Source organism: Gammaproteobacteria bacterium (assembly GCA_016705365.1).
Taxonomy (GTDB): domain Bacteria; phylum Pseudomonadota; class Gammaproteobacteria; order Pseudomonadales; family UBA5518; genus UBA5518.
Genome location: JADIYI010000005.1, coordinates 39568 through 51502, shown reverse-complemented (window position 1 = coordinate 51502; position 11935 = coordinate 39568). Strand labels below are relative to the sequence as shown.

The window sequence follows — 11935 nt, the reverse complement described above, 5'->3', positions numbered from 1 at the left end:
TCAGCGCGATCAGGCTCGGTGTTGTTTCAATTCCCGCAACCGCGCCGGATCGAGCGCCACGCCACGCTCGTAGAAATCCTTGAGACAGATCGCCACATCGCGGGTCGAGCTGCGGATGGCTTTCGCCAACACCAGGCGATCGAGCAGCTTGCCGAGCAGCCCCCAGCGCACCGTGTACGCCAGTGTGGTGCAGAGGCTCGTATTTCCGTCCTCGGCATCATCCAGCCAGTAGCGAAATGTCGCCTCGCTGAATGGCGCGGGCGCGCCATTGTTCCCCCGGTGCAGACGGATCACGAAACCGTGTCCCTCGCCCCAATCGATCACCGTCTCGTCGAGGAAACGCGTCTCGCTCTGGTACACCCGGCGGCTCGCGCCCACACCGGTCCGCGCGCCGGTGGTGATCTCGGTACGCACCAGTCCCGGCACATAATTGTGCGCCAGCCCCAGGTCGCGCAGCTTTTCCCAGGCGCGCGCCCGCGGCATCGCGATGGTCACACGATATTCGGCCGCATTGTTCATTGGCGGTCTCCATCCGCTGGCATATCCTCGTAGGGCGAACGCAGGTCGAGATCGATCGCCTGCGCGTAACCCGGAACGCGCAGTGTATGCGCATCCCACTGCAGGTCTTCGCCATGCAGCACGCCGTGGTCGAAGCGGTAGACCGGCGCAGTCGCGCCGGCGCACGCGCGCGCATCGTACTCGCTGGCGACGGCGCGCACGGCCTCGTTGCGCTTCGCCCAGGCGTCGAGCTGCGCGCGACCATGACGCGCGGCCAGCATGCGCTGCGTCACATGCGGCGCTAGCACCGTGGCGCTCGCGTTGTTGCCGCCAAAACCCTTGGCGTTGATCAGCGCCACATCGAGCTCACGCGGGTCGCGCGTGCTGTGCCGGCGCAGGATATCGAGATGCGCGCTGTGCACATCGTCGGCCGAGTGGTCCGCGGTCAATATGCCCGGCAGCACCCCGTCGGCCCAGACGCCGAGACTCATCACCAGCTGGTCACCGGCCGCGGCACCGATCGAGTGCCCGAGATAGGCTTTCAGGGCACATACCGGCCAGTCGCGAATACCGAAGACCCGTGCCGTTTCATCGAGAATGTGAGATTCGCTCACCCTGTTCTGCGGCGTGCCGGTACCGTGAGCCTGCACGAACGAGCGCTGCCGCAACCCCTCCTCGCCGACGATCGCGCGCGCCAGTGCCGCGGCACGTGCCATGGTCAGGTAGTTGCCGACGCCCGGCGAGGCAATCGATTTCTTGTAGCCGTCGGCGTTCACGAACACATCGGCAACCGCACCGTACACGCTGGCACCGAGCTCCAGTGCCAGCGCATCGTCCATCAGCACCACGAACTGTGCCGATTCGGCGATCGTGAACCCGCAGTTGGCGGCGAACGGGCGGCAGCTACGCCGGTGATCCGGTAGCGCATCGGCGCCGAGCCCGTCGAGTGCCCGCAAGCCCTCGTCGGTCGCCAGCGCACCCATCGCGGCATAGCCTTCGATGATTTCCGGCGTGATCGGCGCTTCCGCGTTGCCAACTATCGCGATGCGGGCACGACCGCTCTGGATATCGCTCACCCCCATGCGCAGGTTGTAGAGAAACGAGGCGCAGGCGCCCATGCTGGTGCCCGTGTTGCCGAGACTGCCGAGCACATACGCATTGATGAAATCGGCCGGCATTTCCGCGAAACCGAACGGGCACTGCTTGGAACTGACCCGCTTGCCCTGTAGCCGCGAGGCCACCATGCCGCCATTGCCATGGCCATCGAGCTGACCCATGCCGCTGCCGGCATACACACTGATGCGATCGGGTCGCACGCGCTCCAGCACCCGCTCCCAATCAATGCCAAGCGAGAGCAAGGCATCGGACGCCCCGCACACCGTCATCTGCAGACCGCGCGGGTGACTGCGGGCCGGATACAGGCTTGCGGGTTCAAACCCGCTCGGCAACTGGCCGGCCGCATTCACCTCCGAGCGGCGTTCGGTCGGGACCAGTACCTCGGTCGCGCCGTCGATGCGGATCTCGCTCTCCCGCCCCTGGGTCGAGAGCAGTTGCCAGCCGGGTGGCAACGGGTCGGGCAACTGCGAAGTACCGACGCGGATATGCAGCCCCTCGGCGCCAGCGGCTGACCAGTGCATGCGTCGCTGCCAGGGAATTCGCTCGCTGTCGAAATGCGCGCTTTCGATGCGCCTTACCAGGGTGTGCGCGCGGATTTGCTGGCGCGCGCCGGGCGAGCGGCTGTCGGGCAGATTCATCAGGCTGGCGAGACTCTGCCAGGTGGCATCGGCAAGCGCCGCGGGCAACGCATCGATCACGAGGCGCCGGTAACCATGATGAGCGGAGCTGCGCCCCGCGGGCGAAAAGCCGCCGAAACCGGTGATCACGGGGAGTCTGGACATCGAAACCGCTCGCTGCGTGGCCACGCCGGCCTGGTGATTACTGAGGTAGACCCAGTCTAGGCGGAGCCAACGCTTGGTATTAGCCAATTTCAGCCATACACTTTCCATTTACAGCCAGTCGAGTCGAGGTTCCAGCATGCCGGAAATCGTCGTGTTTGCCATCGATGACGCGCTTGCCTCCAGCATCGCCTTGCCGTTGGAGATGCTGCGCGCCGCGCGGCAGCATCATGTCGCCCACACCCGCCGCGGTCGCTCACTGCGGATTTCCCTGGTGTCGGAACAGGGCGCTCCGGTGCGGATGTCGGGCGCACTGACACTTCTGGCCGACACGGCAGCAGCCACCGTTGAGCGCGCGGAGCTCGTGATCATTCCTTCCCTGTGGCGTGCGCCGGTGAACAGCGTGGATCGCCATCCCGGCATCAGCGCCTCCCTGGCGCGCCTGGCCGAGAGCGGCGCGCGCCTGTGTGCCGTGGGCACCGGAAGTTATTTCCTGGCAGCGGCCGGACTGCTCGACGACCGGCCTGCCACCACGCACTGGTCCTTTTTCGATGATTTCGCCGCGCGCTTCCCCAAGGTGCGTCTGCAGCGACGCCATCTGATCACCCATTCGGGGTCGTTCTATTGCGCGGGCAGCGTGAATTCGGTGGCGGACCTGATGCTCCATTTCATACGCGAGCTGTTCAGCGCCGCCGACGCCCACCAGGTGGAAAGCCAGTTCTCGCCCGAGATCCGCCGCCCGTTCGAACCTCACGGCATTGTCGAGGGCGCGGCCGGCGCGCATCCCGACGAACTGATGTGGGTGGCACAGGACTGGATGCTGGCACGGCTCGATGAGCCGTTGCGGATGGCGCAGATCGCCGCGCACGTGGGACTCAGCGCACGCAGTTTCAGCCGCCGTTTCGGTTCTGCGTTCGGGGTCTCGCCGCATGGATTCCTGCAACGTGCGCGGCTCAACCTGGCACGCGACCTGTTGCGCCAGAGCAATCTGTCGATCAGCGAAATCGGCCATCGTTGCGGCTATTCCGAGCTGAGCCGTTTCAGTCGCGCGTTCACCACCCACGTCGGCAGCTCGCCGCAGGACTACCGGCGCCGTGCGCGTGGCAAGCTGTTCGGCGCCTCCGGATCGGGCTGAACGCTTGCCGCCCCGCGCAGGGTATGGCCAAATGCGCGCCCTGCGGTGGAAAAAACCGCGCCGGACAGCAGTTGCAGATTGCGGAGGCCGACAGATGGACGACATGACAGTGGTGATTGCGGGCGGTGCGCGCACCGCGATGGGTGGCATGAACGGGGTGTTTGCGGGCACCAGCGCGGTGCAGCTCGGGGCCACGGCAATAGCCGCGGCAATCGAGCGCAGTGGACTCGCCGCCAGCGATATCGACGAGGTCATCATGGGCTGTGTGCTGCCAGCCGGCGTGCGGCAGGGCCCGGCACGCCAGGCGGCCATTGCCGCCGGCATCCCCAAATCGGCCGGCGCGACAACCATCAACAAGCTGTGCGGCTCCGGTATGCAGGCGGTGATCCTCGCGCATGACCAATTGAAGGCCGGCACCAACAGCGTCATGGTCGCGGGCGGCATGGAAAGCATGAGCGGCGCCCCTCACCTGCTGCTGAACGCCCGTCAGGGCATCCGCCTGGGGCATGCGGAACTCAAGGACCACATGTTCTATGACGGGCTGGAAGATGCCTATACCGGGCGCGCCATGGGCTCGTTTGCGCAGGAAACCGCCAATGAAAAAGGCCTCACGCGCGAGCAGATGGACGCGTTTGCGATCCAGTCGCTGAACCGTGCCTGCAAGGCCATCGAGAGCGGCGCGCTGAAGGCCGAAATCGTCCCGGTGACCGTCACCAGCCGCAAGGGCGAGACTGTCGTCGACGTGGACGAGCAGCCACTCAGCGCCAGGCCGGAAAAGATTCCCCACCTCAAACCGGCCTTTGCGAAGGACGGCACCATCACCGCGGCCAACTCGAGTTCGATTTCCGACGGAGCGTCGGCGCTGGTACTGACCACTGCCGGCGAGGCGCTGCGTCGAGGTCTCGCACCCGTGGCACGCATCCTCGGGCACGCGCGCCATTCCCACGAACCGGGCCTGTTCACCACGGCACCGATCGGTGCGATGCAGAAGCTGTTCGCCAAAACCGGCTGGAGCAAGGACGACGTCGACCTGTTCGAGATAAACGAAGCCTTCGCGATGGTCACGATGCTCGCGATCCGCGAACTCGGTCTCGACGAGGCCAGGGTCAACGTGCACGGCGGCGCCTGCGCCCAGGGTCACCCGATCGGTTCGAGCGGCAGCCGCATCATCGTCAGCCTGATGTATGCGCTGCGCCGGCACGGCAAGCAGCGTGGCGTCGCAAGCCTGTGCATCGGCGGGGGCGAAGCGACCGCGGTTGCGATCGAGCTCCTCTGAGTGTGCTGAATCGCACAGTGCGCAGGGCCCCGGTTTGGCGCGGGCGGCAGGCGGGGAGAGCCTGTCGCGTGATTCAAGGCTGCGTTATCCTGCGCGGCGCGTCGTTTATGCAGTTCCCGCGTTCTGACCCGCACCCGGCATGATCATCAACATTCTTCTCATGATTGGCGGATTCGCGGTACTCGTGTTCGGCGCCGAGTTGCTGGTGCGCGGGGCCTCGCGTCTCGCCGCGGCAGCCGGCATACCGGCGCTGGTGATCGGTCTGACGGTCGTCGCCTTCGGCACCAGCGCGCCCGAACTCGCGGTGAGCCTCGATTCGGCGCTGAGCGGATCGCCCGATATCGCGCTCGGCAACGTGGTCGGCAGCAATATCTTCAACATATTGCTCATTCTCGGGCTGTCCGCGCTGGCGGCGCCGCTCGCGGTCTCGGCACAACTGGTGCGTCTCGATGTGCCGATCATGATCGCGGGTTCGGTGTTGCTGTGGGTTCTGGCGCTCGACAATCACCTCGGTCGCCTCGAGGGCGCCGTGCTCGCCTCCATTATCGGTCTCTACATTGCTTTCCAGATCCGCACGGGCCGGGGTTCCAGTGCAACTCCCGTCGATGGGCTGACAGCCACACATGAGGCGACCCGCATCGCCCGCAACCTCGCCTGGATTGGCGCGGGACTGCTGTTGCTGGTCGCCGGCTCGCGCGGCCTGGTGATCGGCGCCACCGGCGTCGCGCGCTCGCTGGGCGTATCGGAGTTGTTGATCGGACTGACCATCATCGCAGCGGGCACATCGCTGCCGGAACTCGCGACATCGGTGCTGGCCAGTCTCAGGGGCGAGCGCGATATTGCCGTGGGCAATGTGATCGGAAGCAACATCTTCAATATTTTTTCGGTGCTGGGATTCACTGCGCTGGTGGCGCCGCAGGGTGTCCATGTCGCCGAGGCGGCGCTGAAGTTCGATATCCCGGTCATGACCGCGGTCGCGATCGCCTGCCTGCCGGTTTTCTTCCGCAAACACCTGATCTCGCGCTGGGAAGGCGGCCTGTTCCTGTTCTACTACATCGCCTACACCACGTACCTGGTACTGACGGCAACCGCGCACGACGCACTGAATGATTACCGTAACGCCATGATCGCGTTCGTGCTGCCGCTCACGATCATCACGTTTGCCGTCATCCTCTGGCGCACGCCACGCCTGCGACGCGCAGACTGCTGATTGCGCTCAGCGGAACTTGCTGAAATCCGGTGCGCGTTTCTCGATAAACGCCGTTATGGCCTCGATGTTTTCCGGCGAGCCGGCGGTGCGCGCCATGCCCTCGGACTCCACCTGCAATGCCGCCTGCAGACCGGCGCGGTTCGCCTGCTTCAGGGTGCGCTTGGTTTCCTGCAGAGCGCTGGTCGGCCACGCCGCGATCTCGCGCGCCTTGGCCAGCGCATGCCCGAGCAGGTGTGCATCCGGTATCACGGCGGTCGCTATTCCGGTTTCCAGCGCCCGTGCGGCATCGATCCACTCCGCGGTGAAAAACAGCTCGGCCGCACGCCTGGCGCCGATATTGGCCTGCAACAGGTAGCTGCTGCCGAACTCCGGCACCAACCCGAGATTCACGAACGGCAGACGCATTCGCAGGCTCTCGCCCACATAGAGGATATCGCAGTGAAACAGCAGCGTGGCACCGCCACCGAGCGCGATACCGCACGCCGCACCGATCAGCGGCTTGTCGAACTCGCACACGATACGCGCGCAACGTCCGAACGGATGCTCGCCATCGTCCGTATTGAACTCGTGAAGATCGGTGCCCGAGGAAAAATTTCCGCCGGCGCCGGTCAACACCACGACCGCGACCCGACGGTCATCGCGGGCACTTTCCAGCGCATCGGCAAATGCGTTCCATTGTTCACGGCTGAAGGCATTCTTGCGGGCCGGGCGGTTCAGCGTCAGCGCAAGCACGCCGTCTTCGAGTCTGCTGATCACGGTAGCGCTCATGTTTGATCCCCGTATCCATTTCCGCTGGCGGCATCAATCGACAAAACGAAGCACCTCGCCGAGCGCTGCGCGCCCGATGCGGCTGTCGTTGGCGGGATGTGCGGTGTCTTCATATCCCAGCGACAAACCGAACAGCAGACGATAGCTGGCGTCGACTCCGAGTTCCTCACGCACCATGTCCGCGTTGAAGCTGAGCGCGGTCTGCGGACAACTGGCCAGCCCATGCGCGCTCAGGCCCAGCATCAGGGTTTGTGCATACATGCCGACATCGGCGGCCTCGCGAATTCCGCACCACTCGGGCATGAACAGGAACACGACGTGCGGGGCGTCAAAAAACGCAAAATTGCGCATGAACGCGGTGCCCCGTGCGGCCTTGTCCTCGCGCGCGATACCCATTGCGCCATAGAGTCGCTCCGCCGCATCGAATTGCCGCTCGCGAAACACGCCGGCGTAGCGGCCCTCGTAGGGAAAATCCATGGCATATTGCCCCTGCGCGAGCGATTGCTGGAATTTCTGCCGCAAGCGCTCGCACGCCGCGCCACTGGCGATCACGGTGTGCCAGGGCTGGGTGTTGCAGTTCGACGGGGCATGATTGGCAAGCTCGAAAACGTGCTCGAGCAATTCACGCGCAACCGGCTCGGGCCGGAACGCGCGCACCGAGCGCCGCGCCCGGACCGCCGCGTCGAAATCCAGGCAATCGCCGCCCGTGCTGCACTTGTCGGTCGCTATTTCCATGATTCAGCGCCCCTTGAATTCGGCCGGACGTTTTTCCTTGAACGCCTTCATGCCCTCGCGCGCGTCCTCGGTGGCAAAGACCGGCCAGCCCACCTCATCCGAACGCAGCATGGCATCTGCCTCGTCGAGGCACTCCTGGTGTTCGCGCAACGACTTCATGACCGCCCTGACGGCAACCGGACCGTTGCGCCCGATCTGCGCGGCAATCTCGAGCGCTGCCTCGAGTGTCTTCCCCTTGGGCACCACCTTGTTGATCAGGCCCCAGGCAAGTGCTTCCTGTGCGCTGACATGGCGTCCGGTCAGGAGAATTTCCGCGGCGATGCAATACGGTATCTGGCGCCGCAGGCGAATGGTCGAGCCGGCCATCGGATAGAGCCCGCGCGCGACCTCGGTGACCCCGAATACCGCGTCCTCGGCGCCCACGCGGATATCCGTTCCCTGGAGGATCTCGGTACCGCCTGCCAGCGCAAAGCCCTCGACCGCCAGAATCAGCGGCTTGCCGGGGCGGTTGTCACGCAACAGGGCCTGCCAATGGAGGTTGGGGACATCCTTCATCAACGCCTGAATCTCCCCCCCGTCGTCGCCACCCTCCGGACCGGCTTTCAGATCCATGCCGGCGCAGAAAGTGTCGCCGCGCGCCGTCAGCACCGCGCACCGCAGCGTGTCATCGGCATCGAGCAGGCGCCAGGCGCGATACATGCCGACCAGCATCGGCGGGTTGAACGCGTTCTTTGCCTCGGGCCTGTTCAGCGTCACGACCAGCGTGTGGCCGGTGCGCGCGACCAGGCAGCTGCTGGTGCTTATGGAAAGTTGTTCCATGATATCGGACTCCCTGATTGATGTTTCCGGCTTCCTGGCCAGGCGTCGCGCCATGCTCAGGTGGCCAGGTGCCACGCCCGAGCGCTAGGCCTGGTACCGGCCCGAAAGCGCAATATCGCGGGCCCGCAAATAATCGGGCTTGCCGCTTGGCGCGCGGGGGATTGCGTCGACGATGTGCAGTTCACGCGGCACCTTGTAGCCGGCGATATGCTTGCGGGCCTCTTCCTGCAGCGATGCGAGTGTCGGTCTGCTGCCTTCACGCCCGGCGATCACGGCGGTCACCTTCTGCCCCCAGCGCTCGTCGGGGGTACCGACCACCAGCGCATCGAATACCTGCGGGTGCGCCTTCAGCGCCTGCTCGACTTCCTCGGGGAAAATCTTTTCGCCGCCGCTGTTGATGCAATTGGAGCCGCGGCCGAACACCGTGATCGAACCATCCGCTTCGAGACGCGCGGAATCACCGGTCAGCAACCACCGTTTGCCGTCGATCTCGACAAAGGTCTTCGCGGTCTTGACCGGGTCATTGTAATACCCGATCGGAATATGTCCCGAGCGCGCGAAAATACCCATATCGCCGGCCCCGGCATGACGCAGCTCCTCTTCGACGATCACATCCATGAACGGGCTTCGCGTCACATTGCCGAGCCCGTTGCCATCGCTGCCCTTGCGCTGGCCGCTATCCATGCCCATCTGCCCCGATTCGGAGGAGCCAAAAGAATTGGTGATGAACACATTCGGGAAATATTCGCGGAATTTCGCCTGCTTCGATTCCGAGAATACCGCGCCCCCTGACCCGACGCTGAAAACCGCCGACAAGTCCCAGCGGCCCGGATTGGCATCCAGCGAATCGAGCAGCGGAATGGCCATCGCATCACCGACTATGGTCAGCGCGTTGACCTTCTCGCGCTCCATGATGTCCCACACCTGCTCACCAGCGAGCGAACGGTGCGGGTTCAATACCAGCTTGTTGCCCGCCAGCAACTGTATGCAGGCATACCACCAGCAGGCACCGTGCATCAGCGGTGCCAGCGCCATCCCGGCGATCGGATGCCCCTCGGTGACGCGCACCACGATATCCGCGGGTTCCTTGATCGGTCCGGCGGGATGAAAATGTCCGCCGCCGCCCATTGCCGCGAAGAACACGGCCTTGTGCGGCCACATCACGCCCTTTGGTGAACCGGTGGTACCGCCCGTATACAGGATGAACAGGTCCTCATCGGAACGTTCGGCGAAATCGCGCCCGGGTGCGCCCTGCTCGAGCGCATTTTCGTAACGCGTGGTACCCGGCTCGATCGGGGCCGCGCTGTCGTCCTCGACCGCGACCAGCGTCTTCAGCGCCGGCGCGCGGGCATGTACCGCGGCGATATGCGGTCCGAATTCGCGATGGTGCACACACGCAACCATGTCCGAGTTGCGGAACATGTACTCGAGCTCTTCGTCGACATAGCGGTAATTCAGGTTGACCGGCACCGCCCGGATCTTGAAGCAGGCCAGCATTCCCTCGAGGTACTCGTTACCGTTGTACAGGTACAGGCCGACCTTGTCGCCGACGCCGACGCCCCGCGCCGCGAGAAAATGCGCCAGCCGGTTCGCACGCTGCTCGAGATCCGCGTAACGCAGGCGTCGCTCGCCACAAACCAGCGCCTCGCGCTCGCCTACCGCATCCGCGACCAGCTCGAACATATCCGCGATATTGAAGTGCGGAGCAGGCATGGGCAGTTTCTCCAGAATACCGACAACGGGCTTGGCAGAATAAGCGAGACCGGCGGGGCGAGCAAATGACAATGGCCCAATCCGGCGCTCAGAGGAGCGCCTGCATGTTGTGCGCGATGCGCGCTGCCACGGACTTCGCCCGCTGCGCCAGCGGGCCCTCGAACTGCGCATCGAGTGCCTCGTGGAACAGCCTCAGCCAGCGCTCGAAGGCCTGCGGGTCAAGGGGGCGTTTCGCGTGCAGGGCGCGGTGGATGTTCATGGTGTGACGCCGGTAGCCGTCAGCGCCGAGAATCAGCTTTTCCCAGTACGCGCAGATGATCGGGATGTGCCTGGACAGATCGATATCCGCCACATCGAGAAATATCGGCGCCAGCAGCGGATCGGCCAGCACTCGCGCATAGAACGCCTCGATGAACGTCCGGATCCGTTCCGGGCTGTCGAGATCGGGTCGCGGGTCCATGACGCGGCGACCGTCTCAGCGACGGGTCTTCTTGATGTGTTTCATCATCCGCTTGCGCTTGAATTCCTGGCGCGGAGTCAGCGTGTTGCGCTTGCCGGCGAATGGATTCTCGGTGGTCACGAACTCGATCCTGAGCGGCGTTCCCACCAGTTTCAGTTCGCGGCGGAAGAATTTCTCGAGATAACGCGTGTAATGATCCGGCACGCGCTCGGTCTGGTTGCCATGCACCACGATCACCGGCGGGTTGCTGCCGCCCGGGTGAGCGAAGCGCAGCTTGATCCGTCGCCCGTGCACCAGCGGCGGCGAATGCGCGGCCACGGCGCTCTCGAGCAAGGCGGTCAGGCGGTTGGTGGGCACCTTGGCGCGCGCACTGGCGTAGGCGCGGTCGATGGCGGCATAGAGCTGGCCGACGTTGGAGCCGTGCAGCGCCGAGATGAAATGCACTTCCGCAAAATCGGCGAACATCAGCCGCCGGTCGAGTTCGCTGCGGACGGACTTCTTCTGGTCATGATCGAGCCCGTCCCACTTGTTGCACACGATGATCAGCGAGCGGCCGCTGTCGATCACGTGCCCCAGCAGGTGAACGTCCTGCTCGACCAGCCCGTCGTGGGCATCGACCAGCATCAGCACCACGTTGGCATCGGCGATTGCCTGCAGGGTCTTGACGATCGAGAATTTCTCCACGGTTTCGTGCACGCTGCGCTTGCGCCGCACGCCGGCGGTATCGATCAGCGTGTAGTGTTTTTGCGCGCGGTCGAAGGCGATATAAATGCTGTCGCGCGTGGTGCCGGGCTGATCATAGACGACCACCCGCTCTTCCCCGAGGATGCGATTCACCAGGGTCGATTTGCCCACGTTCGGGCGTCCCACGATGGCCACCTTGACCCGCCGGCTGGGATCATCCGCCGCCTCCTCGGCCTCGGGTCGCGCCGGAAAATATGCCTCCAGCGCCTCGACCAGTTGCGCGGTGCCGCGCCCGTGCGAGGCGCTCACGGCGTATAGACTGCTTGCTCCGAGTTCGTGGAACTCCGCGCTGAACTGGTGCTCATCGACACCGTCGATCTTGTTGACCACCAGCAGGAAAGGTTTGCCGCTCGAACGCAGCCGCGCGAGCACATCGCGATCCACCGGCGTGATGCCGGCTCGGGCATCGACCAGCAGCAATGCCAGGTCGCACTCCGCGACCGCTGCCAGCGACTGGCGCGCCATTTCCGAATCGATGCCATCCTCGGCCCCGCTCAGCCCGCCGGTATCGATGACGATGAAGCGCCGCTCGCCGGCGCGAAACTCGCCGTACTGGCGATCACGGGTCAATCCGGGGATGTCGGCAACCAGCGCATCACGGCTGCGCGTCAGCCGATTGAACAGCGTCGACTTGCCGACATTGGGACGCCCGACCAGGGCGATGACCGGAATCACGAACCGA

Annotated in this window: 11 protein-coding genes; 3 read left to right on the top strand and 8 right to left on the bottom strand. The window is 64.7% G+C overall.

Annotated elements, in window-relative coordinates:
* Positions 1-9: 9 nt before the first annotated feature.
* Together IPF49_03965 and IPF49_03960 are read right to left on the bottom strand one after the other, a co-directional pair.
* Positions 10-519, bottom strand: a complete 510-nt coding sequence (locus tag IPF49_03965) for an SRPBCC family protein (GenBank protein MBK6286796.1) — start codon at positions 517-519, stop codon at positions 10-12.
* Positions 516-2396: a beta-ketoacyl synthase gene (locus tag IPF49_03960; protein MBK6286795.1), complete on the bottom strand. Its 1881-nt coding sequence runs from the start codon at positions 2394-2396 to the stop codon at positions 516-518. The genes IPF49_03965 and IPF49_03960 overlap by 4 nt, the downstream gene beginning before the upstream one ends.
* 136 nt (positions 2397-2532) lie before the next feature.
* Between IPF49_03960 and IPF49_03955 the strand changes: the two genes are divergently transcribed.
* The 3 genes from IPF49_03955 (at position 2533) to IPF49_03945 (ending at position 6014) form a co-directional block, all read left to right on the top strand.
* The gene (locus tag IPF49_03955; protein ID MBK6286794.1) at positions 2533-3528 is read left to right on the top strand and encodes a helix-turn-helix domain-containing protein; all 996 of its coding nucleotides are present in this window, start codon (positions 2533-2535) and stop codon (positions 3526-3528) included.
* A gap of 94 nt (positions 3529-3622) precedes the next feature.
* A complete protein-coding gene (locus IPF49_03950) occupies positions 3623-4804 on the top strand; it encodes an acetyl-CoA C-acyltransferase (protein MBK6286793.1) in 1182 nt (393 codons plus the stop codon).
* A gap of 139 nt (positions 4805-4943) precedes the next feature.
* Complete coding sequence (locus tag IPF49_03945; GenBank protein ID MBK6286792.1) at positions 4944-6014, top strand: calcium/sodium antiporter; 1071 nt, start codon at positions 4944-4946, stop codon at positions 6012-6014.
* A gap of 6 nt (positions 6015-6020) precedes the next feature.
* Here the strand turns inward: IPF49_03945 and IPF49_03940 are convergent, their stop codons facing one another.
* The 6 genes from IPF49_03940 to der form a co-directional block, all read right to left on the bottom strand.
* Positions 6021-6782: an enoyl-CoA hydratase gene (locus IPF49_03940; protein MBK6286791.1), complete on the bottom strand. Its 762-nt coding sequence runs from the start codon at positions 6780-6782 to the stop codon at positions 6021-6023.
* Positions 6783-6815: 33 nt separating this feature from the next.
* On the bottom strand, positions 6816-7517 hold the full coding sequence (locus IPF49_03935) for a nitroreductase family protein (GenBank protein MBK6286790.1): 702 nt from the start codon (positions 7515-7517) through the stop codon (positions 6816-6818).
* A gap of 3 nt (positions 7518-7520) precedes the next feature.
* A complete protein-coding gene (locus IPF49_03930; protein MBK6286789.1) occupies positions 7521-8336 on the bottom strand; it encodes a crotonase/enoyl-CoA hydratase family protein in 816 nt (271 codons plus the stop codon).
* An 84-nt stretch (positions 8337-8420) separates the two neighbouring features.
* Complete coding sequence (locus tag IPF49_03925; GenBank protein MBK6286788.1) at positions 8421-10049, bottom strand: acyl-CoA synthetase; 1629 nt, start codon at positions 10047-10049, stop codon at positions 8421-8423.
* 88 nt (positions 10050-10137) lie between these two features.
* Positions 10138-10509 (bottom strand): group III truncated hemoglobin, encoded by a 372-nt coding sequence (locus tag IPF49_03920; GenBank protein ID MBK6286787.1) that lies wholly within the window; start codon positions 10507-10509, stop codon positions 10138-10140.
* A 15-nt stretch (positions 10510-10524) separates the two neighbouring features.
* Complete coding sequence (gene der, locus IPF49_03915) at positions 10525-11928, bottom strand: ribosome biogenesis GTPase Der (protein ID MBK6286786.1); 1404 nt, start codon at positions 11926-11928, stop codon at positions 10525-10527.
* Between the last annotated feature and the right edge of the window lie 7 nt (positions 11929-11935).

Excerpts from the sequence above, each read along its gene's own strand:
- IPF49_03965 (MBK6286796.1), bottom strand. The coding sequence starts at position 519 with ATGAACAATGCGGCCGAATATCGTGTGACCATCGCGATGCCGCGGGCG.
- IPF49_03960 (MBK6286795.1), bottom strand. The coding sequence starts at position 2,396 with ATGTCCAGACTCCCCGTGATCACCGGTTTCGGCGGCTTTTCGCCCGCG.
- IPF49_03955 (MBK6286794.1), top strand. The coding sequence starts at position 2,533 with ATGCCGGAAATCGTCGTGTTTGCCATCGATGACGCGCTTGCCTCCAGC.
- IPF49_03950 (MBK6286793.1), top strand. The coding sequence starts at position 3,623 with ATGGACGACATGACAGTGGTGATTGCGGGCGGTGCGCGCACCGCGATG.
- IPF49_03945 (MBK6286792.1), top strand. The coding sequence starts at position 4,944 with ATGATCATCAACATTCTTCTCATGATTGGCGGATTCGCGGTACTCGTG.
- IPF49_03940 (MBK6286791.1), bottom strand. The coding sequence starts at position 6,782 with ATGAGCGCTACCGTGATCAGCAGACTCGAAGACGGCGTGCTTGCGCTG.
- IPF49_03935 (MBK6286790.1), bottom strand. The coding sequence starts at position 7,517 with ATGGAAATAGCGACCGACAAGTGCAGCACGGGCGGCGATTGCCTGGAT.
- IPF49_03930 (MBK6286789.1), bottom strand. The coding sequence starts at position 8,336 with ATGGAACAACTTTCCATAAGCACCAGCAGCTGCCTGGTCGCGCGCACC.
- IPF49_03925 (MBK6286788.1), bottom strand. The coding sequence starts at position 10,049 with ATGCCTGCTCCGCACTTCAATATCGCGGATATGTTCGAGCTGGTCGCG.
- IPF49_03920 (MBK6286787.1), bottom strand. The coding sequence starts at position 10,509 with ATGGACCCGCGACCCGATCTCGACAGCCCGGAACGGATCCGGACGTTC.